Source organism: Pseudomonas trutticola BRTCR10 (genome assembly GCF_056155105.1).
The window spans coordinates 1932230-1957497 of the sequence record NZ_CM149552.1; the positions used below are offsets into that span (position 1 = coordinate 1932230).

Annotated in this window: 27 protein-coding genes and 1 riboswitch; of the genes, 21 read left to right on the plus strand and 6 right to left on the minus strand. The window is 60.8% G+C overall.

Going from position 1 to position 25268, the window contains the following annotated elements; all coding sequences use genetic code 11:
- Positions 1–16: 16 nt before the first annotated feature.
- Complete coding sequence (locus ACVVH8_RS08670; protein ID WP_475229506.1) at positions 17–1642, plus strand: methyl-accepting chemotaxis protein; 1626 nt, start codon at positions 17–19, stop codon at positions 1640–1642.
- A gap of 179 nt (positions 1643–1821) precedes the next feature.
- Here ACVVH8_RS08670 and ACVVH8_RS08675 read toward each other — a convergent pair whose 3' ends face one another.
- Genes ACVVH8_RS08675 through purM form a run of 3 tightly spaced genes read right to left on the minus strand, consistent with a single transcriptional unit; the run spans position 1822 to position 4252 of the window.
- Entirely contained in the window at positions 1822–2535 is a 714-nt protein-coding gene (locus tag ACVVH8_RS08675) for a DUF3108 domain-containing protein (RefSeq protein ID WP_103306609.1), read from the minus strand.
- An 8-nt stretch (positions 2536–2543) separates the two neighbouring features.
- Positions 2544–3194, minus strand: a complete 651-nt coding sequence (purN, locus tag ACVVH8_RS08680; protein WP_103306610.1) for a phosphoribosylglycinamide formyltransferase — start codon at positions 3192–3194, stop codon at positions 2544–2546.
- Positions 3194–4252 (minus strand): phosphoribosylformylglycinamidine cyclo-ligase, encoded by a 1059-nt coding sequence (gene purM / locus ACVVH8_RS08685; RefSeq protein ID WP_103306611.1) that lies wholly within the window; start codon positions 4250–4252, stop codon positions 3194–3196. Before purM ends, purN begins: the two co-directional genes overlap by 1 nt.
- A gap of 373 nt (positions 4253–4625) precedes the next feature.
- Here purM and ACVVH8_RS08690 point away from each other — a divergent pair, with 373 nt between their 5' ends.
- The 5 genes from ACVVH8_RS08690 to ACVVH8_RS08710 all read left to right on the plus strand — a co-directional run bounded on the left by ACVVH8_RS08690 (position 4626) and on the right by ACVVH8_RS08710 (position 9306).
- A complete protein-coding gene (locus ACVVH8_RS08690) occupies positions 4626–5684 on the plus strand; it encodes a DUF2066 domain-containing protein (RefSeq protein WP_475229508.1) in 1059 nt (352 codons plus the stop codon).
- 34 nt (positions 5685–5718) lie between these two features.
- Positions 5719–6792 carry an AI-2E family transporter gene (locus ACVVH8_RS08695; protein WP_315448508.1) on the plus strand — a complete coding sequence of 358 codons (1074 nt, stop codon included), beginning with the start codon at positions 5719–5721 and terminating at the stop codon, positions 6790–6792.
- A gap of 207 nt (positions 6793–6999) precedes the next feature.
- Positions 7000–7704 (plus strand): DnaA regulatory inactivator Hda, encoded by a 705-nt coding sequence (hda, locus tag ACVVH8_RS08700; RefSeq protein WP_003223042.1) that lies wholly within the window; start codon positions 7000–7002, stop codon positions 7702–7704.
- Positions 7705–7930: 226 nt separating this feature from the next.
- A complete protein-coding gene (locus ACVVH8_RS08705) occupies positions 7931–8548 on the plus strand; it encodes a C40 family peptidase (protein WP_201239329.1) in 618 nt (205 codons plus the stop codon).
- A 221-nt stretch (positions 8549–8769) separates the two neighbouring features.
- A complete protein-coding gene (locus ACVVH8_RS08710; RefSeq protein WP_103306924.1) occupies positions 8770–9306 on the plus strand; it encodes a C40 family peptidase in 537 nt (178 codons plus the stop codon).
- A 210-nt stretch (positions 9307–9516) separates the two neighbouring features.
- Here the strand turns inward: ACVVH8_RS08710 and ACVVH8_RS08715 are convergent, their stop codons facing one another.
- Together ACVVH8_RS08715 and ACVVH8_RS08720 are read right to left on the minus strand one after the other, a co-directional pair.
- Positions 9517–10830: a PQQ-dependent sugar dehydrogenase gene (locus ACVVH8_RS08715; protein ID WP_475229511.1), complete on the minus strand. Its 1314-nt coding sequence runs from the start codon at positions 10828–10830 to the stop codon at positions 9517–9519.
- Positions 10831–10896: 66 nt separating this feature from the next.
- The gene (locus tag ACVVH8_RS08720) at positions 10897–11481 is read right to left on the minus strand and encodes a hypothetical protein (RefSeq protein ID WP_315448515.1); all 585 of its coding nucleotides are present in this window, start codon (positions 11479–11481) and stop codon (positions 10897–10899) included.
- A 162-nt stretch (positions 11482–11643) separates the two neighbouring features.
- Positions 11644–11868, plus strand: a riboswitch (cobalamin riboswitch).
- Positions 11869–11948: 80 nt separating this feature from the next.
- On the opposite strand from ACVVH8_RS08720, the gene cobO reads away from it, so the two are divergent.
- The 15 genes from cobO to ACVVH8_RS08795 all read left to right on the plus strand — a co-directional run bounded on the left by cobO (position 11949) and on the right by ACVVH8_RS08795 (position 23804).
- On the plus strand, positions 11949–12560 hold the full coding sequence (gene cobO, locus ACVVH8_RS08725; RefSeq protein WP_475229514.1) for a cob(I)yrinic acid a,c-diamide adenosyltransferase: 612 nt from the start codon (positions 11949–11951) through the stop codon (positions 12558–12560).
- Positions 12557–14020, plus strand: coding sequence for a cobyrinate a,c-diamide synthase (locus ACVVH8_RS08730; protein WP_213027993.1), 1464 nt, complete (start codon positions 12557–12559; stop codon positions 14018–14020). The genes cobO and ACVVH8_RS08730 overlap by 4 nt, the downstream gene beginning before the upstream one ends.
- On the plus strand, positions 14017–14667 hold the full coding sequence (gene bluB, locus ACVVH8_RS08735; RefSeq protein ID WP_103306928.1) for a 5,6-dimethylbenzimidazole synthase: 651 nt from the start codon (positions 14017–14019) through the stop codon (positions 14665–14667). Before ACVVH8_RS08730 ends, bluB begins: the two co-directional genes overlap by 4 nt.
- Positions 14664–15572 carry an adenosylcobinamide-phosphate synthase CbiB gene (gene cbiB, locus ACVVH8_RS08740; RefSeq protein ID WP_103306929.1) on the plus strand — a complete coding sequence of 303 codons (909 nt, stop codon included), beginning with the start codon at positions 14664–14666 and terminating at the stop codon, positions 15570–15572. Before bluB ends, cbiB begins: the two co-directional genes overlap by 4 nt.
- Positions 15565–16557, plus strand: coding sequence for a threonine-phosphate decarboxylase CobD (cobD, locus tag ACVVH8_RS08745; RefSeq protein ID WP_315448519.1), 993 nt, complete (start codon positions 15565–15567; stop codon positions 16555–16557). Before cbiB ends, cobD begins: the two co-directional genes overlap by 8 nt.
- The gene (locus ACVVH8_RS08750; protein ID WP_475229516.1) at positions 16554–18005 is read left to right on the plus strand and encodes a cobyric acid synthase; all 1452 of its coding nucleotides are present in this window, start codon (positions 16554–16556) and stop codon (positions 18003–18005) included. Before cobD ends, ACVVH8_RS08750 begins: the two co-directional genes overlap by 4 nt.
- Positions 18006–18153: 148 nt before the next feature.
- A complete protein-coding gene (gene cobU / locus ACVVH8_RS08755; protein WP_475229518.1) occupies positions 18154–18675 on the plus strand; it encodes a bifunctional adenosylcobinamide kinase/adenosylcobinamide-phosphate guanylyltransferase in 522 nt (173 codons plus the stop codon).
- Positions 18672–19727, plus strand: a complete 1056-nt coding sequence (cobT, locus tag ACVVH8_RS08760; RefSeq protein ID WP_475229521.1) for a nicotinate-nucleotide--dimethylbenzimidazole phosphoribosyltransferase — start codon at positions 18672–18674, stop codon at positions 19725–19727. The genes cobU and cobT overlap by 4 nt, the downstream gene beginning before the upstream one ends.
- Positions 19724–20299 (plus strand): alpha-ribazole phosphatase family protein, encoded by a 576-nt coding sequence (gene cobC, locus ACVVH8_RS08765; protein ID WP_475229523.1) that lies wholly within the window; start codon positions 19724–19726, stop codon positions 20297–20299. The genes cobT and cobC overlap by 4 nt, the downstream gene beginning before the upstream one ends.
- Position 20300: 1 nt before the next feature.
- Complete coding sequence (locus ACVVH8_RS08770) at positions 20301–21032, plus strand: adenosylcobinamide-GDP ribazoletransferase (protein ID WP_475229526.1); 732 nt, start codon at positions 20301–20303, stop codon at positions 21030–21032.
- A gap of 10 nt (positions 21033–21042) precedes the next feature.
- Positions 21043–21378 carry a hypothetical protein gene (locus ACVVH8_RS08775; RefSeq protein ID WP_475229529.1) on the plus strand — a complete coding sequence of 112 codons (336 nt, stop codon included), beginning with the start codon at positions 21043–21045 and terminating at the stop codon, positions 21376–21378.
- Between the two features lie 26 nt (positions 21379–21404).
- Positions 21405–21809 carry a MarR family winged helix-turn-helix transcriptional regulator gene (locus ACVVH8_RS08780; RefSeq protein ID WP_103306936.1) on the plus strand — a complete coding sequence of 135 codons (405 nt, stop codon included), beginning with the start codon at positions 21405–21407 and terminating at the stop codon, positions 21807–21809.
- Positions 21810–21861: 52 nt separating this feature from the next.
- Positions 21862–23070 carry an MFS transporter gene (locus ACVVH8_RS08785; protein WP_475229532.1) on the plus strand — a complete coding sequence of 403 codons (1209 nt, stop codon included), beginning with the start codon at positions 21862–21864 and terminating at the stop codon, positions 23068–23070.
- A complete protein-coding gene (locus tag ACVVH8_RS08790; protein WP_007919790.1) occupies positions 23067–23189 on the plus strand; it encodes a hypothetical protein in 123 nt (40 codons plus the stop codon). The genes ACVVH8_RS08785 and ACVVH8_RS08790 overlap by 4 nt, the downstream gene beginning before the upstream one ends.
- 54 nt (positions 23190–23243) lie before the next feature.
- On the plus strand, positions 23244–23804 hold the full coding sequence (locus tag ACVVH8_RS08795) for a glutathione peroxidase (RefSeq protein ID WP_475229534.1): 561 nt from the start codon (positions 23244–23246) through the stop codon (positions 23802–23804).
- A 119-nt stretch (positions 23805–23923) separates the two neighbouring features.
- Here the strand turns inward: ACVVH8_RS08795 and ACVVH8_RS08800 are convergent, their stop codons facing one another.
- Positions 23924–25195 carry an OmpP1/FadL family transporter gene (locus ACVVH8_RS08800; protein WP_213028003.1) on the minus strand — a complete coding sequence of 424 codons (1272 nt, stop codon included), beginning with the start codon at positions 25193–25195 and terminating at the stop codon, positions 23924–23926.
- Between the last annotated feature and the right edge of the window lie 73 nt (positions 25196–25268).

Sequence of the window (25268 nt, forward strand, 5' to 3'; positions counted from 1 at the left end):
GGAAGGAACCAGAGCAATGAGTATTCGTAGTCTCAATATTGCCCCGCGCGCCGGACTGGGTTTTGGCCTGTTGGCCCTGATGGTATTTGCCCTCGGCGCGTTCGCCCTGCTGCAAATGTCGAACATGCGCGCACAGTCTGATGAGGTCGATAACAACTGGCTGCCCAGCGTGATGGCCGTCGGCGAGATGAGTCAGGACATGCTGCGCCTGCGCGCACTGACCATGCGCCTGCTGCTCAATCGTGATCCGCAGGCGCTGCAGCAGAATGTCGCCAAGCTCAACGAGCTGCGCGGTGTGCTGAGTGAAGCCCAGCAGCGTTATGACGTGCTGATCGTGTTGCCCGAGGAGCGCAAGCTGTTTGATCGCTTCAAAGTCGCCGAGCACAAGTATCTGGAGTTCCAGGCGCAGGTGATGCAGTTGTCTGCTCAGGATCGAGTCGAGGAGGCTGCTGCGATTCTCAATGGCGAGATGAGTCCATTGGCCGACGACATGGCGGTCACCCTTCGTGAACTGGTTGAGCTCAATAAGCACAATGCGAATCTCGCGACCGAGGCTGCACGACTGGTTTTCATCAATTCGCGGGTGTGGGTCGGTGTCATGATCGCTGTCACTGCACTGATCACCATCGGGCTGGCGCTGCTGTTGACCCGCAGCATCGTGCTGCCGCTGGCACAATCGTTGGGTGTCGCGGAAGTGGTAGCGGGCGGCGATCTGACTGGCGACATCACGATCTCCGGCAAGGATGAACCGGCGCGGCTGCTGCATGCGCTGAAAAGCATGCAGCATAATCTGCGTGACACGATCCGGCAAATCTCGGAGTCCTCTAGCCAGTTGGCCTCGGCCTCGGAAGAGCTGAGTTGCGTCACCGAAGACGCCACGCGCGGATTGCATCAACAGAGTCTGGAGATCGAGCAAGCGGCCACGGCGGTGAATCAGATGACCGCAGCGGTGGAGGAGGTGGCCAGCAACGCGGTGGCGACTTCCGAGGCCTCGCGTGAGTCCGATCGGATTGCCCAGCACGGTCGCGAGCAGGTGCAGCAGACGGTGTCGTCGATTGAGTTTCTGGCTGAGGATGTGACCAGCAATGCCAGTCAGGTGGAAGACCTGGCACAGAAGGTTCATGGCATCAGCAAGGTATTGGACGTGATTCGGTCGATTGCCGAGCAGACTAACCTGCTGGCGCTGAACGCGGCAATTGAGGCGGCGCGAGCTGGTGATGCCGGGCGCGGGTTTGCGGTTGTGGCGGACGAAGTGCGGGCACTGGCGCATCGCACGCAGCAATCGACACAGGAAATAGAGCAGATGATTGGCGGGATCCAGCAAGGCACGGATTCGGCGGTCAGTTCGATGCAGCAGAGCAATGTTCGGGCGCGCTCGACGCTGGAACTGGCCAAGGCTGCCGGGACTGCGCTGGAGGAGATCGCTTCGGCGTTCACGCTGATCAATGAACGCAATCTGGTGATCGCCAGTGCATCGGAGGAGCAGGCGGCGGTGGCGCGGGAGGTGGATCGCAATCTGATGAATATTCGCGATCTGGCCATGCAGACGTCGGCGGGGGCGAATCAGACCAGTGCGGCGAGTCAGGAGTTGTCACGGTTGGCGGTGGATTTGAACAACATGGTGGCCAAATTCTCGGTTTGAATAAGCACTGAATCCTGTGGGAGCGAGCCTGCTCGCGAAGGCGTCCGTTCGGTCAAATTTTTCAGTGACTGGCACTCCGCTTTCGCGAGCAGGCTCGCTCCCACAGGGTATTGGTGTCGTTGCAGAAATCGCAGGCAATAAAAAGCCCCGCATCTGCGGGGCTTTTTACATCCATCGGATCAGCTACCTTTGACAGCCTTGCCGTTGACCGTACCGTCCTGGAGCATGATGTTGTACTCCTTGCCGTCGGTTTCAACCTGTTGCAGGCGGACCAGCAGGTAATCCCAATCCTTGGCGAACCACAGGACGGTGATGCGCTTGCTTTGTGTCGGGTCGCGTACGCGCTCGACCTTGATCGCATCGATCTTGCCAGCCTTGGTCTCGACTTTTTCCGAGCCCAGTACGCGGAAGTCGTAGGTATCGACTTCGCCGTCATCGACCACTTGATAGCTCATGGTCTTCTTGCCGGCAGCCACGTCATGTTGCAGTGCCAGTTGATAGGTCGACTTGTCGACCATGCCACGGTTCAGCGGGATTTTTACCGCATCGCCACGGTCGGTGCCGGTGACCATTTTGCTGTTCCAGTCGAAATCCAGATCAGCTTTCTTGGCTTTGCCCAGACCGCCACGTTCGAAGTGATAGGACTGCGGCAGCAAGGTGTCCTTGTCCAGGGTCAGGGTGCTTTGTTCGGTCAGGCTGGCGATCATCATCGAGGCCTTGAAACTGAGCGTCCAGACGCCGTTGGCACCTTTGGTCAGGCTGCGTTCGGCAGTGCCGCTCATGGGCAGCTGCTTCCAGTCGGCGGTGTAGCTGGCGGAGAACGGTTGAAGGTCTGCCGCCTGCGCAAAAGGCAGGGCGAGCAGTGCGCAAGCGAAGAGCAGGGCGCGACGCATAATATCTCCTAGTGTCGAATCAAGTGGCCGCTGGCCGCGAGTAACTGGCCATCCAGTAAAGCACCTTGCTCACCGAGTGCCAGTCGCCCTTCGGCAAACCAGCGTACCGCCATCGGATAGATCAGGTGTTCCTGAACATGCACTCGCTGCGCCAGACTCTGCGGCGTGTCGTGCAACTCTACCGGTAATACTGCCTGTACGACCAGTGGTCCGCCATCGAGTTCCTCGGTGACGAAGTGTACGGAGCAGCCGTGTTCCGTATCGCCGGCCTCCAGCGCGCGCTGATGAGTGTGTAACCCTTTGTATTTGGGCAGCAGCGACGGATGGATATTGAGCAGGCGACCCTGATAGTGGCGAACGAAATCAGCGCTGAGAATGCGCATGAAACCGGCCAGCACCACGAGCTTCGGATTGAATTCGTCGATCAGTTCGACCAAGGCAGCGTCGAAGGCCTCACGGCCTTCGAATGCCTTGTGATCCAGCGAGCGGGTGGCAATACCCGCGTCACTGGCGCGTTGCAGGCCGTAGGCGTCGGCACGGTTGGAAATCACCGCAGCGATGCGAACCGGGCTGTCGCCGGTCCGCGTGCTGTCGATCAAAGCCTGCAAGTTACTGCCGGTGCCGGACAACAGCACCACGACATCACAGGTTGCGGACATTAATGAGCCTTAAGGTTCTTCAGTTCGACCTGAGCAGCGCCTTCGGCAGCTACAGCGATCTGACCGATGACCCAAGGCTGCTCGCCAGCGTCACGCAGGGTGTTCAGAGCGACTTCAACGTGCTCCTGAGCCACGCAGATGACCATGCCGACGCCGCAGTTCAGGACGCGGTGCATTTCGGTCTCGTCAACGTTGCCTTGCTCTTGCAGCCAGTCGAAGACGGCCGGGCGAGTCCAGCTGGCAACGTCAACCACGGCCTGAGCGCCTTTTGGCAGAACGCGCGGGATGTTGTCGAGCAGGCCGCCACCGGTGATGTGGGCCATGGCTTTGACGGCGCCGGTGTCTTTGATCAGCTTGAGCAGCGGCTTCACGTAGATGCGGGTCGGAGCCATCAGCAGGTCGGTCAGCGGTTTGCCGTCGAGCTGGATGGTTTCGATGTCGGCGCCGGACACTTCGATGATCTTGCGGATCAGCGAGTAGCCGTTGGAGTGCGGGCCGGACGATGGCAGCGCGATCAGTGCGTCACCGGTGGCGACTTTCGAGCCGTCGATGATTTCGGCTTTTTCCACGACGCCGACGCAGAAACCGGCCAGGTCGTAGTCTTCGCCTTCGTACATGCCTGGCATTTCAGCGGTTTCGCCGCCGACCAGCGAGCAGCCGGACAGTTCGCAGCCAGCGCCGATGCCGGTAACAACCTGAGCAGCGGTGTCGACGTTGAGTTTGCCGGTGGCGTAGTAGTCGAGGAAGAACAGTGGCTCAGCGCCGCAAACGACGAGGTCGTTCACGCACATCGCAACCAGGTCGATACCGATGCTGTCGTGCTTGTTCAGGTTCAGCGCCAGACGCAGCTTGGTGCCGACGCCGTCGGTGCCGGAAACCAGTACAGGCTGCTTGTAGCCGGCCGGGATTTCGCAGAGGGCGCCGAAACCGCCCAGGCCGCCCATGACTTCCGGGCGCGCAGTGCGCTTGGCGACGCTCTTGATGCGTTCGACCAATGCTTCACCGGCGTCGATGTCTACACCGGCGTCCTTGTAGCTCAGGGAGGGTTGCTTGCTCATGATCCAGGCCTTTAGGGGAGGGGATTCAGGGGTAACGACCGAGTTCAGCGGGAACATCGAAATCGAGGGGGCGATGGCCTCACGCGAGTTTCGAGGTGCCCGGCTGTTGCCGGTCTGCGAAGGCGCGCGATTTTATCAGGCTTGAGGGGCAGCGGCCATCCTCGCACCGACGGGCAGGGCCATATCGGCGGAAATTTTTTGCAATTGAGGCGTACGGGTGCCTGTATAAGGTGTGGCAATTAACCGTCTATCGTTATCACTGTGCAAAAACTTACCGCCGCCGTGTGAATGTTTTGCAACGGCCGAGGGTCACAGCCTTGCTCAACCGGTTCACGCGGCCTGTTCCAGCCGCTCCTGTCGACGGGAATTTTCCATGCGTTTTTGTAAATTGTTGTTTGTGGGCTGTTTGTCTGTGGTCAGCCTGGCGAGTCATGCCGAAAACCTCAAAGGCCTCTATCAAGTACGTGAGCCGGTCCACGGCCAGGCACCGGAAGAACGTGATCGCGCGACTCAGGCTGCGCTGGATACGCTGGTCCTGCGCCTGACCGGCGACCCAAAAGCCCCGCAGAATCCAGGGCTGGCGGCGATTCGCAAAGATCCGCAGCAGATCATCAGCCAGTTCGGTTTTGATGCCGGGCCGCCGGAGGTGCTGAAGGTCGACTTCGATCCGGCGACCACCGAGCAGGCCCTGCGCCGTGCCGGGTTGTCCTTGTGGGGCGCCAGTCGACCTTCGATTCTGAGCTGGTGGCTGAACGACTCCACCGAAGGTTCGAGTCTGGTCGGTGACGGGCAGGCCGCGGCCGCGCCGTTGCGTACGGCTGCTCAGCACCGTGGTTTGCCGCTGCGTTTGCCGCTGGCCGATCTGAGTGAGCAGCTGGTTGCCACGGCACCTGCTTTGGAAGGAAGCGATCCGGCGCCGTTGCGCGGGGCTTCGGAGCGCTACAACGCGGATGCCCTGCTGGCGGTGCATGCCCGCGAGGAGGGCGGGCAGTGGCAAGCCAAGTGGCACTTGTGGCTGGGCGATCAAAAAGAAGCGGGCAGTGTGCAGGGCGCCGATCAGGCCGCCGTGGCCGATGCGGTGATGCTGGCGGTGGCCGAGCGCCTGGCGCCACGCTTTGTTGCCAAGCCCGGGGCGTCGGGGCAGCAGACCCTGGAAGTGCAGGGCATGAATCTTGAGCATTACGCCACGCTGTTGCGGTTACTCGAACCGTTCGGCGTGCGTCTGCAAAGTGTCGATGGCGATCGCATCGTCTATCGGGTCAATGGCAGTGCCGATCAGATGCGTGCGCAGTTGTCGCTGGCAAAGTTGCAGGAACTGCCCGCCGAAGCGCCCGTGCCAGTTGCAGCGCCACAGCCAGCAGTAGCAGGTGCTCCGCCCGTTGTGGCTCCGGCCCCGACACCGGCGGCACCGTCGTTGCGGTTTCGCTGGTAAGTCTTTCCTTATATAGAAGCAACAGGAGTGGTACATGGCCGATACGCGGCGTTGGTTCTGGCTCGGTGGGGTAGTCCTGCTTTGCGCGTTTGTATGGTTGTTGCATCCGATCCTCACGCCGTTTCTGGTGGCGTTGCTGCTGGCGTATCTGTTCGATCCGCTGGTGGATCGTCTGGAGCGCCTCGGTCTGTCGCGCACCTGGGGCGTGATCGCCGTGTTTGCCTTGTTCACCCTGATTGTCACGGCGCTGTTGCTGGTGCTGGTGCCGATGCTCGCCAAACAATTGCTGCGCTTGTACGAACTGGCGCCGCAGATGCTCGACTGGTTGCAGCACACGGCGTTGCCGTGGGCGCAGGCGAAGCTCGGGCTGTCGGATGGCTTCTGGAAGTTCGACAAGGTCAAGGCGGCGATCAGCGAGCACATGGGTCAGACCACTGACATTGTCAGTGTGGTGCTGAGTCAGGCAACGGCGTCGAGCCTGGCGCTGATCGGCTGGCTGGCCAATCTGGTACTGATCCCGGTGGTGAGCTTTTACCTGCTGCGCGACTGGGACGTGATGATGGCCAAGATCCGCAGCCTGCTGCCGCGCGATCGTGAAGCAACCATCGTGTCGCTGGCGGGCGAATGTCATGAAGTGCTCGGGGCATTTGTGCGCGGTCAGTTGTTGGTGATGGTGGCGCTGGGTGTGATCTACGCGGCGGGACTGATGATCGTCGGGCTCGAGTTGGGGCTGTTGATCGGCCTGATCGCGGGCCTAGCGGCGATCGTGCCGTACATGGGCTTCGTGATCGGCATCGGCGCGGCGCTGATTGCCGGGTTGTTCCAGTTCGGCGGTGATCTTTACCCGATGATCGGGATTGTTGCGGTGTTCATGGTCGGCCAAGCGTTGGAAGGCATGGTGCTGACGCCTTTGCTGGTGGGCGACCGCATTGGTCTGCACCCGGTGGCGGTGATCTTTGCGATTCTGGCCGGTGGCGAGTTGTTCGGGTTTACCGGGGTACTGCTGGCGTTGCCAGTGGCGGCGGTGATCATGGTGCTGGTGCGCCACGTACACGACTTGTACAAGGACTCCGACATCTATAGCGGGGCGGACGAGCCCGAGTTGTAGTGGCAGTGACGGCCACCCGGCAAATCGCCGGGTTGGCCCGTGTCATGCAGGTGTTGGCGTCAGAGAATCTGTCATAAAACCAGTGTGTTAACGCAAACCTTTGATTTGGCTGGACTCTGTTGCATTGTGCGCTCAGCTTCACGGGTATAAACTTCGCAAACTTTACACAGAGGCCACTAACGGTTCCTTGGGAACTGTTCAGTCAGCATGAAACCGATTCAGCTGCCCCTAGGTGTGCGTCTGCGTGACGACGCCACCTTCATCAACTATTACCCAGGCGCCAATGCCGCTGCACTCGGCTATGTCGAGCGCCTATGCGAAGCCGACGCCGGCTGGACAGAAAGCCTGATCTACCTGTGGGGCAAACACGGCGTAGGGCGTACGCATCTGTTGCAGGCCGCGTGTCTGCGTTTCGAGCAGATGGGCGAGCCGGCGGTGTATCTGCCGTTGGCCGAGTTGATGGATCGCGGTATCGAAATTCTCGACAATCTTGAGCAGTACGAACTGGTCTGCCTGGACGACTTGCAGGTAATTGCCGGCAAGGCGGACTGGGAAGAGGCGATGTTTCATCTGTTCAACCGTCTACGTGACAGCGGTCGGCGCCTGCTGATTGCTGCCTCGACCTCGCCGCGTGAACTGCCGGTCAAACTGGCTGACCTGAAATCGCGTCTGACCCTGGCGCTGATCTTTCAGATGCGCCCACTCTCCGATGAAGACAAATTGCGTGCTTTGCAATTGCGCGCATCGCGTCGTGGTTTGCACCTGACTGACGAAGTCGGGCATTTTATTTTGACTCGCGGCACCCGCAGCATGAGTGCGCTGTTCGACCTGCTTGAACAGCTCGATCAGGCCTCGTTGCAGGCGCAACGCAAGCTCACCATTCCCTTCCTCAAAGAAACCCTCGGCTGGTAGCCATCCCTTTGGTTCTGCGGCTTTCAGCGTGTTTCGGCATATTTCAGGCGCCAGAAAATCCGCGTTCCTGCACCGATTGCAGGTCGCGTATTCGTTCAAATGGGCTTAAGCGCTTAGATGTAAACGAGAAACCGAGAAGTCACAAAAAGATCGATTGAATTTGCAAATGAGGTCGATAGCGGGCATAGTCTCGGCTTCTTTACAACTATCAGCCACGGTCGTGCCCATGCTAAAGCGCTTCGCACCCCTCGTGCCTCTCGCACTCGTCACCCTGTTGTACGGTTGCGCTGCTCATTCTCCAGTTCAAGAGCAGCCACAACAGGTTAAAAATTCTGCCACTGCCCAGTCTTCCGTTATTTACCAGGAAGAGCTGGACACCGAAAAAGAACTGTCGGACTTCAACGGCAACAAGCCTTACCAGCTTCCAGTTCTGGCCGACAGCATCCTCGAACGCGGCATGTCCCTGATCGGTACCCGTTACCGTTTCGGTGGTACCTCTGAAGCCGGTTTCGATTGCAGCGGTTTCATCGGCTATCTGTTCCGCGAAGAGGCCGGCATGAACCTGCCACGCTCCACTCGCGAAATGATCAACGTGGATGCGCCGCTGGTATCGCGTAGCAACCTCGAGCCGGGCGATCTGCTGTTCTTCGCCACCAACGGTCGTCGCGGTCGTGTCAGCCACGCCGGGATCTACCTCGGTGACAACCAGTTCATCCATTCCAGCAGTCGTCGCAGCGGCGGTGTTCGCATCGACAGCCTGGGTGACAGCTACTGGAGCAAGACCTTCATCGAAGCCAAGCGTGCACTCGCCATGGCCCCGACCGTGGTCACCGCGCGCAAGTAATTCCCCGGTTGTCGCCACGTCCGTGGCGACAACAAAGCTTCCCGGCAACGGAGTAGACCTAGACTTTACAAGGTGAAGTTAAAGTCTTACTTGAAGTTTGCCGCGTAGCCGCTAGAATCCTGAATCTATATTGATGGCAAACCGCCTGCGTGCTGCGCAGGCGGTTTTGTTTTCTGTCCATCCGGCAGAGAAAGCCGCAGCCAGATCAGGATGTTCTGCTTATGACCATGTCGGCCCGCCTCGCATTGATCTTCTTCGCAGCGCTGCTCAGCGCCTGCGCCAGTCGTACTCCGCCGCCTGCGCCTGTAGTTCGCGCTCCGGTCGTGTTCGGCCCCTCGCAATCTTTCTCGCCCGCTGCTGAAGACGTGTTGTTCCGCGCGCTTGGCCTGGTAGGCACGCCTTATCGCTGGGGTGGCAACACGCCGGATTCAGGGTTTGATTGCAGCGGGCTCATAGGTTTTGTCTACCGTGATGCGGCGGGTATCTCTCTGCCGCGCTCGACTCGCGAACTGATTGTGATGCAGGCGCCGAATGTCGGTAAGGAAGGCTTGCAGACGGGGGATCTGATCTTCTTCGCCACCAATGGCGGTTCGCAGGTCAGCCATGCGGGGATTTACGTCGGGGAAGGGCGCTTTGTGCATGCACCGGCCACTGGCGGTACGGTGAAGCTCGACAGCCTTTCGAAGGCGTATTGGCAGAAGGCGTATCTGAGTGCGAAGCGGGTGTTGCAGCCTGAGCATCTGGCGCATAACCCGTAATTCAATTCTTTGAAGAACCCTTATGGGAGCGGGCTTGTGTGGCGAGGGGATTTATCCCCGATGGGTGGCGAAGCCGCCCCAAAACCACCCTCTCAGTCCACCCGTTGTACCGAGTGTGATGGTTTGGCGACTGCTTCGCAGCCGATCGGGGATAAATCCCCTCGCCACACAAGCCCACTCCCGCAGGTATTGCGTACAGCGGTTAGAACTCTACTTCGCTGAAGAAACCCGCCAAACCTTGTTCCCCACATCATCCGCCACCAGCAAGCCGCCTTGCTGATCGATCACCACGCCTACCGGGCGGCCAAGCGCGTTCTCGTCCTTGTCGAGGAAACCGGTCAGTACATCCACCGGTGTGCCGCTCGGTTTGCCGCCGGTAAACGGCACGAAAATCACTTTATAGCCACTGTGCGGCTTGCGGTTCCAAGAGCCGTGCTGGCCAATGAACGCACCTTCCTTGAACTGCGCCGGCAGCGTATTGCCCTCGGCGAAGGTCAGGCCCAGCGACGCGGTATGCGGGCCGACCGCGTAATCCGGAGCAATGGCCTTGGCCACCAGATCGAGATTCTGCGGATTCACCCGCACATCAACATGCTGCCCGTAATAGCTGAACGGCCACCCGTAAAACGCGCCGTCCTTGACCGAAGTGATGTAGTCCGGCACCAGGTCGCTGCCGATTTCGTCACGCTCGTTGACTGCCGTCCACAACGCACCGCTGGTAGGTTCCCAGGCCAGACCGTTGGGATTGCGAATGCCCGAGGCGAAAATCCGGTGATTGCCGGTCGCCCGATCCACTTCCCAGATCGCGGCGCGACCTTCCTCTTTATCCAGGCCGTTTTCGCCGACGTTGCTGTTCGAGCCGACCGTGACGTACAGCTTGCTGCCGTCCTTGCTGGCAATGACGTTCTTGGTCCAATGGTGATTCAGCGTGCCGCCGGGCAGATCCGTGACTTTGATCGGTTGCGACTTGATCTCGGTCGCGCCAGCTTCGTAATGGAAGCGCAGCAGGCGATCGGTATCCGCCACATACAGATCATTGCCGACCAGGGTCATGCCAAACGGCGAGTTGAGATTCTGCAGAAACACCGTGCGTGTCTCGGCCACGCCATCGTGATCGGCATCGCGCAGCAAAGTGATGCGATTCGGGCTCGGCACGCCGGCGCCAGCCTTGCCCATGACTTTCTTCATCACCCAGCCACGAACGCCGCTGCTGTCGTCAGGTTTCGGCGGGGCATTGGTTTCGGCCACCAGCACATCACCATTGGGCAACACGTAGAGCCAGCGCGGATGATCGAGGCCTTCGGCGAACGCGGCGACCTGGGTGCCTGCCGCTGCTGTCGGTTTGCCGCCCTCGGGCCAGCCGACCGCCGGAGCAATATTCACCGTCGGGATCAGGGTCTTGTTGGGTTCGGGCAGCTTCGGTGAAGGGCCGGTGCCGTCGGAAACTTGCAGGCTGGAGGATTCACCGCAGGCGGTGAGCCCTCCGGCGAGGGCGATGACGAAAACGAGCTGGGACTTGCGCATTACTGATCTTCCCTATGAATGCATTCCTAATCATAGAGGAGCGCGCAAGCCCGATGGTTCAACTGCTCAACTGCGGGCCTCTTTGAACAGCACGGCAATGCCCGGGTGATAGTTGCCGGCTTCGTTGCGCAGCTTGCGATAGGCGTAAGGGAAATACCAGGCGACGGCGCAGGTGTGTTCCTTTTGCAGGTCGTCGACCATGTCTTGCAGTTCTTCGGGGCTGGCGCTGTGCTGGGCTTTTTGTGGGGCGACAAACAGGCAGCCGAGTTTGAGGTCGCTGGCAAAGCTGATGCGTTTGGCGTCGCTGGTGATCTCCTGCAGGGCTTGGGTCAGGTTGAGGTTGTTGACCCGCGGCCAGCGTTGCGTGGCCTGGATGTATGCGCGGTCTTCGCTGCCGGCGAGAAACAGGTCGGCACGGGCATTGCGCTCACCGTCTTCGTTTTGCTTGCGGGTGGCCGTCTGTTCCAGCGTCACCAGCTCGGCCATCCATGCCGCCGCCGAGAGCAGGCCGAGATTGGCTTTCTCGTCATGCCAGTAGGGCGTGTCGCTGTCGCCGCGCACGGCGTTGTAGCGGTCGATACAGTCAAACCAGCGTTCAAGCACCGGGCGCAGGAATTCCAGGCGCGGATTGCTGATGATCATGCCTTGCATCGTAATCATCCTTATTGTTGTGATGGCTTTTTCGACAAAAGCATGGCTCTTTGATATCACTTGTCTGAGCATGGCACAAGATTGGCGCCAGTTAATTGATCGACGGCAGTTATTCGCCCGACGGCCCCCTCTTTAATTGACGCTCCACCCCCAACCCTCTAACCTTCGCGGCTTGTTTCAGGTGCTCTGTGACCTGCGTCGACAGAGTGAAACAGGGAAGCCGGTGAGGGTTGTCTTCGAGCGAAGAGCGACCACGATCCCGGCGCTGCCCCCGCAACGGTAAATGAGTGAAAACTGCGTCGAATGCCACTGCTCAAAGCGGGAAGGCGCGCAGTCAGGCGAACGCCGCTCATGAGCCCGGAGACCGGCCTGATCCATCCAGCGGCATCACGGTGGGCGATGCCAGGCTTTTTGCCGTCTATTCTTGTGCCTGCCCGCCGTTATCCAGCCTCAACGGAGAGCTCCCCATGACTGATTTCCCCGAGCGTGACGAACGCCATCTGGCGCGTATGCAGCGCAAAAAAGCCGTGATCGATGAACGCATCGCCAACTCGCCCGACGAATGCGGTCTGGTGCTGGTGCTGACCGGCAATGGCAAAGGCAAAAGCAGCTCGGCATTCGGCATGCTCGCCCGCGCCATGGGCCACGGCATGCAGTGCGGCGTGGTGCAGTTCATCAAGGGCCGTAATAGCACTGGCGAAGAGTTGTTCTTCCGCCGCTTCCCGGAGCAAGTGCGTTTCCACGTGATGGGCGAGGGTTTCACCTGGGAGACCCAAGACCGTCAGCGCGATATCGCCGCCGCCGAAGCTGCATGGGCCGTGTCCCGCGAACTGCTGCGCGATGCGTCGATCGGTCTGGTGGTGCTCGACGAACTGAACATCGCCCTCAAGCACGGCTACCTCGATCTCGATCAGGTACTCAGCGACTTGCAGGCGCGTCCACCGATGCAGCACGTGATCGTCACCGGGCGTGCGGCCAAGCCGGAAATGATCGAGATGGGCGACACGGTCACCGAAATGGGCATGCTCAAACACGCCTTCCAGGCCGGTATCAAAGCGCAGAAAGGCGTCGAACTTTGAATCAACCACGTCACTGCCCGGCGGTCCTCATCGCCGCGCCGGCCTCCGGTCAGGGCAAGACCACCGTCACCGCAGCACTCGCCCGTCTGCATCGCAATCAGGGGCGCAAGGTCCGCGTGTTCAAATGCGGCCCGGATTTTCTCGACCCGATGATTCTCGAGCGCGCCAGCGGTGCGCCGGTTTATCAATTGGACATGTGGATGGTCGGCGAGCAGGAAAGCCGTCGCCTGTTATGGGAAGCCGCTGCTGAAGCCGATCTGATTCTGATCGAAGGCGTGATGGGGTTGTTTGACGGCACGCCGTCGAGCGCTGATCTGGCGCGGCATTTTGGTGTGCCGGTCCTCGGTGTGATCGACGGCACGGCGATGGCGCAGACCTTTGGTGCGTTGGCGCTTGGATTGGCGCGCTATCAGCCGGACTTGCCGTTTGCCGGCGTGCTGGCCAACCGCGTCGGCACCCTGCGCCATGCGCAATTGCTCGAAGGCAGCCTCACCGAAGGTTTGCGCTGGTACGGCGCGTTGTCTCGCGAAACCGGCATCGAACTGCCGAGCCGCCATCTCGGCCTCGTGCAGGCCAGCGAACTGAATGATCTCGACGTGCGCCTCGATGCGGCCGCCGCAGCGCTTGCCAGCAGTTGCGAGGTAGCGCTGCCACCGGCCGTGGAGTTCGCCGCGCCTGACGTGATCGCCGCCGAGCCATTGCTCGAAGGCGTGCGCATTGCCGTTGCTCGCGATGAAGCCTTTGCCTTCACCTATGGCGCGAGCCTCGACCTGTTGCGCGCAATGGGTGCCGAATTGAGCTTCTTCTCGCCGATCCGCGATACGCAATTACCCGAGGCGGACAGCCTGTATCTGCCCGGTGGTTATCCGGAATTGCATCATGTTGCGCTGTCGCAGAACACCGCGATGCTCGACGCGATCCGTGCGCATCACGCGGCTGGCAAACCGTTACTCGCCGAGTGCGGCGGCATGCTGTATCTGCTCGATTCCTTGACTGACGTTGAAGGCACTCGCGCTGAACTGGTCGGTTTGCTGGCGGGCGATGCGGTGATGCAAAAGCGTCTGGCGGCGTTGGCCCTGCAAGCGGTGGATCTGCCGGAGGGTTCGCTGCGCGGTCACACCTATCATCATTCCCTGACCACCACCGAGCTGACGCCGATTGCCCGGGGCCTGAGTCCGAATGGCGGGCGCGGGGCCGAGGCGGTTTATCGGGAAGGGCGGATGACGGCTTCGTACGTGCATTTTTATTTTCCGTCGAATCCGACTGCGATTGCCGCGCTGTTTGCGCCAGATCTCAAGGCCGCCATCGCTGGCAAGCCAGCTCCCACAGTGGGCGGTGTAAAGCCTGAAGAAATGCGATCGCCATTAGGGACTGGTAATCCAGCTTCTGTGGTGGGTGATGCAATGTCTGAAGAAACCCAATCCCCTGTGGGAGCTGGCTTGCCAGCGATGGGGCCATGACCGACAACGCATTCTCCGAAGCCGAGCGCGCAGCGGTTTATCGAGCCATCGCTGAACGCCGCGACATGCGTCACTTCACCGGTGGCACGGTCGCGCCCGAACTGCTGGGGCGACTGCTCGAGGCCGCGCATCAGGCCCCCAGCGTCGGCCTGATGCAGCCCTGGCGCTTCATCCGTATCAGCGACCGAGCCCTGCGCGGGCAGATCCAGAATCTGGTGGAAGAAGAACGCATCCGCACCGCCGAAGCGCTCGGCGAGCGCAGTGACGAGTTCATGAAACTCAAGGTCGAAGGCATCAACGACTGCGCCGAAGTGCTGGTCGCCGCATTGATGGATGATCGCGAGAAACACATTTTCGGTCGGCGCACGCTGCCGGAAATGGACATGGCTTCGTTGTCCTGCGCGATCCAGAATCTGTGGCTGGCCTCCCGGGCTGAAGGCTTGGGCATGGGCTGGGTCTCGCTGTTCGAGCCGCAAGCGTTGGCGGATCTGCTGAAGCTGCCCGAAGGTGCCAAACCGCTGGCGGTTTTGTGTCTGGGCCCGGTCAAGGAATTCTATCCGGCGCCGATGCTGGTACTCGAAGGGTGGGCGCAGGCGCGTCCGCTCAATGAGTTGCTGTTTGAGAATTATTGGGGAGTGAGTCAATGAGTGTGGCGTTGTTGAGTGTCGCCGCGGTCGCGCTGGATGCGCTGCTGGGTGAACCGAAACGCTGGCATCCGCTGGTGGCGTTCGGCAATTTTGCCGGGCGCATCGAGCAACGTTTCAACGCCGGCGGACGTGGCTGGCGCAGCCATGGCGTCACCGCGTGGGTGATCGCGGTGCTGCCGCTGACGTTGCTCGCCACCGCGTTTTCCTGGGCGCCGTACGTGGGCTGGCTCGTCGAAATTCTTGCGCTGTATTGCGCCCTCGGTATGCGCAGCCTCGGTGAGCACGTCGCGCCGGTTGCCGCGGCGTTGCGCGCCGATGATCTGGAGGAAGCGCGCAAGCGTGTCGGTTATCTGGTCAGCCGCCAGACCAGCGAACTCGACAGCACTGCGGTCGCCCGCGCCGCTACTGAATCGGTGCTGGAGAACGGCAGCGATGCAGTGTTCGCCGCGCTGTTCTGGTTTGTCGTGGCCGGTGCACCCGGCGTGGTGCTGTATCGCTTGAGCAATACGCTCGACGCGATGTGGGGCTATCGCAACGAACGCTTCGAGCGCTTCGGCTGGTGCGCGGCAAAAATCGACGACGTGCTCAACTACATTCCTGCACGCCTTGTTGCTTTGACCTACGCAGTGCTGGGCAAAACCCGACTCGCGTTGCAGTGCTGGCGTACTCAAGCGCCAAAATGGGACAGCCCCAACGCCGGCCCGGTGATGGCGGCAGGGGCTGGTGCGCTCGGCGTCGAGTTGGGTGGTCCGGCGATCTATCACGGCGAACTGCATGAGCGTCCGCAACTCGGCGAAGGCCCAGCGGCCGATGCCGATTCCATCGACCGTGGCTGGCAATTGGTCCAGCGCGGCGTATGGTTATGGCTGCTGATTCTCTGCGTGGGGGCTGAATTCTATGCTTGAGCACGGTGGCCGGCTGCGCAAGGCTGCACACGATTACGGCATCGCCGAGGCTGACTGGCTCGACCTGTCCAGTGGACTGGCGCCGTGGCCGTTTCCAGTCCCGGAGATTCCGCTGCGCGCCTGGGCGCGATTGCCGGAAACCGATGATGGTCTCGAGCAGGCGGCATGCGATTACTACGGCGCGGCGCAGGTGTTGCCGGTGGCCGGTTCGCAGATGGCCATCCAGTTGCTGCCGCGTTTGCGTCGTGCCGGCAAGGTCGGCGTGCTGTCGCCGTGTTATGCCGAGCATGCCGAGGCCTGGCGGCGCAGCGGCTACATCGTGCGCGAAGTGCTGGAACAGGAAGTCGAATTCTTTCTCGACAGCCTCGATGTGCTGGTGGTGGTCAACCCGAACAACCCGACCGGCCTGAGCCTGACCCCGGCGCGCCTGCTCGACTGGCATGCGCGGCTCGCTCAGCGCGGTGGCTGGCTGGTGGTCGATGAAGCATTTATGGACAACACGCCGCAACTGAGCCTGGCCGCGCATACCCATTTGGTCGGGCTGATTGTGTTGCGCTCGTTCGGCAAGTTTTTTGGCCTGGCCGGAGTGCGGTTGGGCTTTGTGCTGGCCGAGCGCAAGTTGCTCAAGCTGCTCGCCGAACAGGTCGGGCCTTGGGTCGTGAGCGGACCGACGCGGGTGCTTGGTCAAGCCTGTCTGCAAGACACCGAAGGTCACACCCGTCAGCGCATTCGCAGCGATGAAGCGAGCGAGCGGCTGGCGCTGTTGCTGGAACGCTATGGCTTCAAACCGCACGGCGGTTGCGCGCTGTTTCAGTGGCTGATCACCGAGCAGGCGCAAGCGCTGCACGAATTCATGGCCCGACGCGGCATCCTCCTGCGCATCTTCACTCACAACAGCAGTCTGCGTTTCGGCCTGCCTGCCGATGCAGCTGAAGAGGCGCGCCTCGAACAGGCGCTGCAAGCTTTCGCCAAGGAACCCCGATGACAACCCTGATGGTGCAAGGCACCACCTCCGACGCCGGCAAAAGCACCTTGGTGACGGCGCTATGCCGCTGGGCGACCCGCCAAGGCATCGCCGTGGTGCCGTTCAAACCACAGAACATGGCGCTCAACAGCGCGGTGACCGCTGACGGCGGTGAGATTGGTCGCGCGCAAGCGGTGCAGGCACAAGCGGCGAATCTTGAACCACACACCGACATGAATCCAGTCTTGCTCAAACCCAACAGTGACACCGGCGCGCAAGTGATCATCCATGGCCGTGCCGTCACCAGCATGAACGCCGTGGCGTATCACGATTACAAAGCCATCGCGATGCAAGCCGTACTGGCCTCGCACCAACGGCTCAGCGCGGCGTATCCGCTGGTCATGGTCGAGGGCGCGGGGTCGCCGGCGGAGATCAATCTGCGTGCCGGCGACATCGCCAACATGGGCTTTGCCGAAGCGGTGGATTGTCCGGTGTTGCTGATCGCCGACATCAATCGCGGCGGGGTTTTCGCCCACTTGGTCGGCACGCTGGAACTGCTCTCGCCGAGCGAACAGGCGCGGGTCAAAGGCTTCATCATCAACCGTTTTCGTGGCGACATCGCCTTGCTGCAACCGGGCCTCGACTGGCTTGAGCAGCGCACCGGCAAACCGGTGGTGGGCGTGCTGCCGTACGTGATGGACCTGCATCTTGAAGCCGAGGACGGTATCGATCAGCGCCAGACCGACAAGGCCGACCAGGTATTGAAAGTGGTGGTGCCGGTGTTGCCACGGATCAGCAACCACACCGATTTCGATCCGCTGCGTCTGCATCCGCAAGTCGATCTGCAATTTGTCGGTCCGGGCCAGGCGATTCCGCCGGCGGATCTGATCATCCTGCCGGGTTCGAAAAGCGTGCGCAGTGATCTCGCGTATCTGCGCGCCAACGGTTGGGAAGCGGCGATCAGCCGTCACCTGCGTTACGGCGGCAAAGTCTTGGGGATTTGCGGCGGTCTGCAGATGCTCGGTGAGCAGGTGCATGACCCGCTGGGCCTGGAAGGCGCGCCGGGTTCCAGCGCCGGTCTGGGTTTGCTGGCGTTTGCAACGACGCTGGAGGCCGAGAAGCAACTGCGCAATGTGCGCGGGCGTCTGGCGCTGGAAGAGGCTGAGGTCAGCGGCTATGAGATTCATGCCGGTGTGACCAGCGGGCCGGCGCTGGAGCATGCGGCGGTGCGTCTGGATGATGGTCGTTGCGACGGTGCGCAAAGTCTTGACGGGCAGGTGTTCGGCACCTATTTGCATGGCTTGTTCGAATCGCCGGCAGCCAGCGCGGCGCTGTTGCGCTGGGCGGGGCTGAACGATGTGCAGGAGGTGGATTACCACGGCTTGCGCGAGCGCGATATCGAGCGCTTGGCGGATCTGGTGGAGAAGCATCTGGATACCGATTTGTTGCGCCAGCTTTGTGGGATTTGAGTTGCCTGTGCTGGCCTCATCGCTGGCAAGCCAGCTCCCACAAGTATTGATGTCGGCTGCAAATTTTGTGAACACCTTTGAACCCTTTGGGAGCTGGCTTGCCAGCGAAGAGGCCGGTTGGCTCACTACACATTTTTCTGGATGACCCATGCTCCAACTGATCCTCGGCGGCGCCCGCTCCGGCAAAAGTCGCCTGGCAGAAAAACTCGCCAGCGACACTCAACTGGCCGTGACCTACATCGCCACCAGCCAGCCGCTGGACGGTGAAATGAGCGACCGCGTCGCCCATCATCGTGCCCGCCGCCCCGCTGAATGGGCGCTCATCGAAGAACCGCTGGAGCTTGCTCGCGTATTGCGCGAAAACGCCAGTGCCGAGCGCTGCCTGCTGATCGATTGCCTGACCCTGTGGATGACCAATCTGCTGATGCTCGACGATGCCGAACGCCTCGCCGCCGAACGCGAAGCCCTGCTCGAATGCCTGGCGTCACTGCCGGGGGAAATCATTTTTGTCAGCAACGAGACCGGAATGGGTGTCGTGCCGCTGGGCGAATTGACTCGCCGCTACGTCGATGAAGCCGGTTGGCTGCATCAAGCTCTGGCCGAGCGTTGTCAGCGTGTTGTCCTGACCGTCGCCGGCCTGCCCCTGACCCTGAAAGGATCTGCGTTATGACCCAAACCTGGTGGCTGAATCCGTGCAAACCGGTGCACGCCGATATCGTTGAGCAAGCGGCGGCACGGCAACAGCAATTGACCAAACCGGCCGGATCCCTGGGGCGCCTCGAGTCCGTGGCGGTGCAATTGGCCGGTCTGCAAGGGCAGGTCAAACCGACGCTTGAGCAGATCTGGATTGCGATTTTTGCTGGCGATCACGGCGTGGTCGCTGAAGGCGTTTCCGCGTTTCCACAGGAAGTCACCGGGCAGATGCTGCTCAACTTCGTCAGTGGCGGGGCGGCGATCAGCGTGTTGGCGCGCCAGCTCAATGCGCAACTGGAAGTGGTGGATCTGGGCACGGTGACGCCGTCGCTGAATCTGCCGGGCGTGCGTCACTTGAACATCGGCGCGGGTACGGCGAATTTCGTTCAGGGCGCCGCGATGACTCAGGCGCAAGGCGAACTCGCGTTGCAGGCCGGTCGCGACAGCGTACTGCGGGCGAAAGCGGCAGGCGCGCAGTTGTTCATCGGCGGCGAAATGGGCATTGGCAATACCACCGCTGCGAGCGCGCTGGCGTGTGCGTTGCTCGACTGCCCGGTGGTGCATCTGACCGGTCCCGGGACTGGTTTGAATGCCGAAGGCGTCAGCCGTAAAGCGCAAGTGATCGAGCGTGCTTTGGCCTTGCACGCGGCGCAACGGGGTGATGCGTTGCAGACGCTGTTCAATCTGGGTGGTTTCGAGATTGCGGCGCTGGTCGGCGCGTATCTGGCAGCGGCGCAGGAGGGTCTCGCGGTGCTCGTCGATGGCTTTATCTGCACCGTCGCTGCGCTGGTAGCTGTACGCCTGAATCCGGCCTGCCGCGAGTGGCTGCTGTTTGGTCACCGTGGCGCGGAACCGGGTCACCGGCATGTGCTGGAAACGTTGAACGCCGAACCATTGCTGGAACTCGGTCTGCGCCTGGGCGAAGGCAGCGGAGCGGCGTTGGCGGTGCCGCTGTTGCGTCTGGCCTGTGATCTGCACGGGCAGATGGCGACGTTCGCCGAAGCGGCGGTGGCGGATCGTTCGGCATGACTTTGCGTCTGGATCTGCTGCGCCACGGTGAGACGGAACTGGGTGGTGGCTTGCGCGGCAGCCTCGACGATGCGCTCACTGAGAAGGGCTGGGCGCAGATGCGTGCGGCGGTCATCGCGGGCGGGCCGTGGGATCGTCTGGTCAGTTCGCCGTTGCAGCGTTGTGCGCGCTTTGCCGCTGAGTTGGGCGAGCAATTGAATCTGCCGGTGCAACTGGACAAGGATCTGCAGGAACTGCATTTCGGTGCGTGGGAAGGGCGGAGCGCGGTGGCGTTGATGGAAACCGATGCTGAGGCGTTGGGGCTGTTTTGGGCGGATCCCTATTCATTTACGCCGCCGCAAGGGGAGCCAGTCGGCGATTTTTCCGCTCGCGTGCTGTCGGCGGTCGCGCAGTTACACGCAGCGTACGCGGGTGAGCGGGTGCTGCTGATCAGTCATGGCGGAGTGATGCGCCTGTTGCTGGCGCGGGCGCGAGGGTTGCCTCGTGAGCAACTGCTTAATGTCGAAGTCACTCATGGGGCATTGTTCTCCCTGACCGTCGACGCAGATGGCTCGCTCAAGGAAGGTCGCTGACATGTTGCCGCTGTGGATCGCCCTGCAATTTCTCAGCAGTCTGCCGATTCGTTTGCCGGGGATGCCGGAGCCTGAACAGCTTGGGCGTTCGCTGCTGTTTTATCCGCTGGTCGGGCTGCTGTTCGGTGTGATGCTCTGGTCGCTGAATCTGGCATTGGCTGGCACGCCGCTGTTGCTGCACGGGGCGTTGTTGTTGACGGTTTGGGTGTTGCTCAGCGGGGCATTGCATCTTGATGGGCTCGCCGACAGCGCCGATGCCTGGCTCGGCGGCTTTGGTGATCGTGAGCGTACGCTGACGATCATGAAGGATCCACGCAGCGGGCCGATTGCGGTGGTGACGCTGGTGTTGGTGTTGTTGCTCAAGTTTGCGGCGTTGCTGGCGTTGATCGAACAGCAGCAGACGCTCGCGCTGATCATCGTGCCGGTGCTTGGGCGCGCGGCGCTGCTCGGGTTGTTTCTGACCACGCCGTATGTGCGGGCCGGTGGCCTGGGGCAAGCGTTGGCCGATCATCTGCCGCGCAGAGCGGGTTGGTGGGTTGTTGCGGTGAGCGCGTTGGCGTGTGTGCTGATTGCCGGGTTCAAGGCTGTTGTTGCGCTGCTGGTGGCGGTTGTCGTGTTCGTCTGGCTGCGGCGAGTGATGGTGCGGCGGTTGGGCGGTACGACAGGAGACACGGCGGGGGCGTTGCTGGAGTTGCTGGAGATGGCGGTGCTGGTTGGGCTGGTTTTGGTCTGACAGATTTCTGTTGAATCTGCTGGCCTCATCGCTGGCAAGCCAGCTCCCACAGGTATTGGGGTGGTTTGCCGATTTTGGGCAATGTCATTTCCTGTATAAATTTTATGTTGAATCTGCTGGCAAGCCAGCTCCCACAGGTATTGGGGTGGTTTGCCGATTTTTGGGCAATGTCATTTCCTGTAGAAATTTTATGTTGAATCTGCTGGCAAGCCAGCACCCACAGGTATTGGGGGGATTTGCAGATTTTGTGGGCAATATCATTCTCTGTGGGAGCTGGCTTGCCAGCGATAGCAATCTTTCAGGCACCAAAAATGTTATGGATGAACTCATCTGTAACTTGATTTAACACAGTCGCGGGTATATACACGCATCATGCTTCCTTCTCAGTGTTTGTGCACTAACCTGCGTCGCGCCGCTCGTGGCGTCAGCAGGCATTACGACGGCGCTCTCGACGGCTTCGGGATCAACGTTGCCCAGTATTCTTTGCTGTGCAATCTGCAGCGTCTGGATCAACCGAGCATCTCCGAACTTGCCGAAGCCATGGGCCTGGATCGCAGCACCCTGGGGCGCAATCTGCGCGTGCTGGAAGGCGAAGGGCTGGTGACGCTGGCCGAGGGCGCGGACATGCGTAACCGGATTGTCCGGCTCACCGAAACCGGCGCGCAGCGTTTGGCAGCAGCGCTGCCGGCGTGGGAAGCGGCGCAGCAGCGATTGATTGATCGCCTGGGTGCCGAGAAGCGTGAAACCTTGCTCAAATTGCTTGATGAACTGGCTTGATGCCAGTTTTTTCGGATTCAAGCGGGTATATACCCGCGACTGGAGAATAACAATGACATCGATGTGGCGGACGTGCGGTTGGGTGTTGCTGGGAAGTGCGCTGATTCTCGCGTTGTCATTGGGCGTGCGTCACGGCTTCGGCCTGTTCCTGTCGCCGATGAGTGCGCAGTTCGGCTGGGGCCGCGAGGTGTTTGCCTTCGCGATCGCCTTGCAGAATCTGATCTGGGGTCTGGCGCAGCCGTTTACCGGCGCGCTGGCTGACCGTTTCGGCGCGGCGAAAGTGGTCCTCGTCGGTGGAGTGCTCTACGCGGCGGGTCTGGTGTGCATGGGGCTGTCTGATTCGGCGGTGACGTTGTCACTGAGCGCCGGCCTGCTGATCGGTATCGGTCTTTCCGGCACCTCGTTCTCGGTCATCCTCGGCGTCGTGGGGCGTGCCGTGCCACCAGAGAAACGCAGTATGGGCATGGGCATCGCCAGTGCCGCCGGCTCTTTCGGCCAGTTCGCCATGTTGCCGGGGACATTAGGGCTGATTGGCTGGCTCGGCTGGTCTGCCGCACTGCTGGTGCTGGGCCTGCTGGTGGCGATGATCGTGCCACTGGTGAGCATGCTCAAGGACAAACCGCTGCCGGTGCTCGGTCACGAGCAGACGCTGTCCGAGGCGCTACGCGAAGCCTGTTCACACTCGGGGTTCTGGCTGTTGGCGTTCGGCTTTTTCGTCTGCGGTTTTCAAGTGGTTTTCATCGGCGTGCATCTGCCGGCGTACCTGGTCGATCAGCACTTGCCGGCCACGGTCGGCACCACGGTGCTGGCGCTGATCGGGCTGTTCAACATCTTCGGTACCTACACCGCCGGGTGGCTCGGCGGGCGCATGTCGAAACCGCGTCTGCTCACCGCGTTGTACCTGTTGCGTGCGGTGGTGATCGTGCTGTTCCTGTGGCTGCCGGTGACAACCACGTCGGCCTACCTGTTCGGCATGGCCATGGGTTTCCTGTGGTTGTCGACGGTGCCGTTGACCAACGGCACGGTGGCGACCTTGTTTGGTGTGCGCAATCTGTCCATGCTCGGTGGCATTGTGTTCCTGTTCCATCAGCTCGGATCGTTCCTCGGCGGCTGGCTGGGCGGGGTGGTGTATGACCGTACCGGGAGTTACGACTTGATCTGGCAAGTGGCGATTCTTCTCAGCCTGTTGGCGGCTGCATTGAACTGGCCGGTGCGCGAGCGTCCGGTGGCGCGCCTGCAAGCCGCTGCGAGCGCCGCATGAGCCGATTCTGGCCACGACTCGCCATCACCGCACTCGGCGCCGCTTTGCTGGCGCTGGTGTGGTGGGGCTGGCATCAAGGCGGGCTGGCATTGATGCAATTGGGCATGAGTATTTGCTAGAAGGCTGTCCGGCGAGTAACGTCGAAGTCTGACGACTGCTCAAGGATGTACGACATGCTGATGCGCTGGTGTGCTGTTCCCGCGTTGCTGGTGGCGTTGACTGGCCTGGCCCAGGCGGCGGATTGCCCGGAAGTGTTGCAGGGTTCGCTGCCCAAGCTGCGAGCCAAGGAATCCATCGATCTGTGCAAGCAGTACGCCGATAAGCCGCTGGTGGTGGTCAATACCGCCAGTTTCTGTGGTTTTGCGCCGCAGTTCGAAGGCCTTGAAGCGCTGCATAAACGCTACGAAGGGCAAGGGTTGCAAATGCTCGGCGTGCCTTCCAATGACTTCAAGCAAGAGTCCAAGGACAGCACCGAGACCGCCAAGGTCTGCTACGCCAACTATGGCGTGACGTTCGCCATGACCGAACCGCAGAAAGTCCGTGGTGGCGATGCCACCCATCTGTTCCAGGTGCTCGCTGCCCAAAGCAGTGCGCCGAAATGGAATTTCTACAAATACGTGATCGATCGTCAGGGCAAGGTCATCGCGAATTTCTCCAGCCTGACCAAGCCCGATGATCCGGAATTTATCGCCGCAATCGAGAAAGCCATCGCCTCGAAACCCCTGAAGAACTGAGCTCTTGTGGGAGCGAGCCTGCTCGTTTCTGAGGGCGAACGCCAGGCACAAAAAAGCCCCGCTTCTGCAAAGAGAGCGGGGCTTTTTTGTGGGCGAGGGGTTAGCCTCGCCGTGCAGCATCAGAAACGGTAAGTCGCGCCGACACCGAAGCCGTTTGCCGAGTTTTCATACTTGGCGTTGTAGCTCTGGCCACGATCGTTTTCGTTGCGGATCTTGACCGACTCTTCCTTCAGGTACGAGTAAGCAACGTCGATGGTCAGGTCTTCGGTCGGGCTCCAGCCGGCACCGATGCTGAAGATGGTCCGGTCGCCGGTAGGAATGCGTGGCGAACGGTCGACGTTGTTGGTCGGCGACTGGTCGAAGGTCAGACCGGTGCGCAGTACCCATTCCTTGTTCAGCTGATACGAAGTACCCACGGCGTAAGCCCAGGAATCGTGCCAGTTCTGGTCTTCGGTGATCTCGCCGAACTGACCGGCCAGCAGCGGCTGCACACCGGAGTTCTTGACGGTGATCTTTTCCAGCTGGCTCCAGCGGGTCCAGGTCGAACCGGCGTAGACGTTCCAGCGGTCGTTGATCGCTTGAGTGACCGAGAAGTCGATCGATTCAGGCGTGGTGATCTTCAACGAAGCATCGTACTTCTGGTTGGCGCCCAGACCGACTGCACCGAGCACACCGTAGTTGACCTTGGTGTTGCCTTCCAGCTTGTAGTCGACTTTCGAGTGGTAAGTCAGACCCAGACGAGTGGTATCAGTGGCTTGTACCAGCACGCCGATGTTGTAGCCCAGCGCGGTGTCGTCACCCTTGATCTTGACCTTGCCATCCGGCGCGGCCTGAGTGATCGACAGGTTGGATTCCAGCGTACCGTCGATGCGGTTGATGGTCGGACCGAAACCGATCGATACCTTGTCGTTGAAGGCGTAGCTGACAGTCGGCTGGAAGGTGATGACTTGTACTTCCGACTTGCTGCCGAAGTAGCGGCCGGCAAAGTTTTTCTCGTAGTCAGTAATCAGGCCGAACGGCACGTATACACCGAGACCGAATGCCCAATGGTCGTCAATCGGTTTGACGTAGAAGCCCATAGGTACGGAGGTGAAGGGCACCATGTCGCCTTTGTTGCTACCGCGGTTAGGGCTGGAGCTGGCGTCGCTGATATCGGTTTTTGCGTCGAGGAATGCAACACCGCCCGTGACTTGTTCGCGCTTGATGCGCGACATGCCGGCAGGGTTGCCATAAACAGTGCTTGCGTCGTCGGCAGAAGAAGATCGCCCGGCGTACCCAGTCCCCATCCCGCTGATGCTGTGTTCGTTGATGGCAAAGCCAGCTGCGAAGATCTGGGTGGATGCCACGGTTACGGCAAGGCTAAGGGTGGTTTTGAGCATTACTTTTTTCATTATTAGAACTCCTGGTGATCACCGGGGCGAAAATTACCAACATTTTCGTCTCGGCGCTATAGTCCGTATGCCT

Bases quoted from the DNA above. Each gene is read 5' to 3' on its own strand.
- ACVVH8_RS08670 (WP_475229506.1), top strand. From the start codon at position 17: ATGAGTATTCGTAGTCTCAATATTGCCCCGCGCGCCGGACTGGGTTTT.
- ACVVH8_RS08675 (WP_103306609.1), bottom strand. From the start codon at position 2,535: ATGCGTCGCGCCCTGCTCTTCGCTTGCGCACTGCTCGCCCTGCCTTTT.
- purN (WP_103306610.1), bottom strand. From the start codon at position 3,194: ATGTCCGCAACCTGTGATGTCGTGGTGCTGTTGTCCGGCACCGGCAGT.
- purM (WP_103306611.1), bottom strand. From the start codon at position 4,252: ATGAGCAAGCAACCCTCCCTGAGCTACAAGGACGCCGGTGTAGACATC.
- ACVVH8_RS08690 (WP_475229508.1), top strand. From the start codon at position 4,626: ATGCGTTTTTGTAAATTGTTGTTTGTGGGCTGTTTGTCTGTGGTCAGC.
- ACVVH8_RS08695 (WP_315448508.1), top strand. From the start codon at position 5,719: ATGGCCGATACGCGGCGTTGGTTCTGGCTCGGTGGGGTAGTCCTGCTT.
- hda (WP_003223042.1), top strand. From the start codon at position 7,000: ATGAAACCGATTCAGCTGCCCCTAGGTGTGCGTCTGCGTGACGACGCC.
- ACVVH8_RS08705 (WP_201239329.1), top strand. From the start codon at position 7,931: ATGCTAAAGCGCTTCGCACCCCTCGTGCCTCTCGCACTCGTCACCCTG.
- ACVVH8_RS08710 (WP_103306924.1), top strand. From the start codon at position 8,770: ATGACCATGTCGGCCCGCCTCGCATTGATCTTCTTCGCAGCGCTGCTC.
- ACVVH8_RS08715 (WP_475229511.1), bottom strand. From the start codon at position 10,830: ATGCGCAAGTCCCAGCTCGTTTTCGTCATCGCCCTCGCCGGAGGGCTC.
- ACVVH8_RS08720 (WP_315448515.1), bottom strand. From the start codon at position 11,481: ATGCAAGGCATGATCATCAGCAATCCGCGCCTGGAATTCCTGCGCCCG.
- cobO (WP_475229514.1), top strand. From the start codon at position 11,949: ATGACTGATTTCCCCGAGCGTGACGAACGCCATCTGGCGCGTATGCAG.
- bluB (WP_103306928.1), top strand. From the start codon at position 14,017: ATGACCGACAACGCATTCTCCGAAGCCGAGCGCGCAGCGGTTTATCGA.
- cbiB (WP_103306929.1), top strand. From the start codon at position 14,664: ATGAGTGTGGCGTTGTTGAGTGTCGCCGCGGTCGCGCTGGATGCGCTG.
- cobD (WP_315448519.1), top strand. From the start codon at position 15,565: ATGCTTGAGCACGGTGGCCGGCTGCGCAAGGCTGCACACGATTACGGC.
- ACVVH8_RS08750 (WP_475229516.1), top strand. From the start codon at position 16,554: ATGACAACCCTGATGGTGCAAGGCACCACCTCCGACGCCGGCAAAAGC.
- cobU (WP_475229518.1), top strand. From the start codon at position 18,154: ATGCTCCAACTGATCCTCGGCGGCGCCCGCTCCGGCAAAAGTCGCCTG.
- cobT (WP_475229521.1), top strand. From the start codon at position 18,672: ATGACCCAAACCTGGTGGCTGAATCCGTGCAAACCGGTGCACGCCGAT.
- cobC (WP_475229523.1), top strand. From the start codon at position 19,724: ATGACTTTGCGTCTGGATCTGCTGCGCCACGGTGAGACGGAACTGGGT.
- ACVVH8_RS08770 (WP_475229526.1), top strand. From the start codon at position 20,301: ATGTTGCCGCTGTGGATCGCCCTGCAATTTCTCAGCAGTCTGCCGATT.
- ACVVH8_RS08780 (WP_103306936.1), top strand. From the start codon at position 21,405: ATGCTTCCTTCTCAGTGTTTGTGCACTAACCTGCGTCGCGCCGCTCGT.
- ACVVH8_RS08785 (WP_475229532.1), top strand. From the start codon at position 21,862: ATGACATCGATGTGGCGGACGTGCGGTTGGGTGTTGCTGGGAAGTGCG.
- ACVVH8_RS08790 (WP_007919790.1), top strand. From the start codon at position 23,067: ATGAGCCGATTCTGGCCACGACTCGCCATCACCGCACTCGGCGCCGCT.
- ACVVH8_RS08795 (WP_475229534.1), top strand. From the start codon at position 23,244: ATGCTGATGCGCTGGTGTGCTGTTCCCGCGTTGCTGGTGGCGTTGACT.
- ACVVH8_RS08800 (WP_213028003.1), bottom strand. From the start codon at position 25,195: ATGAAAAAAGTAATGCTCAAAACCACCCTTAGCCTTGCCGTAACCGTG.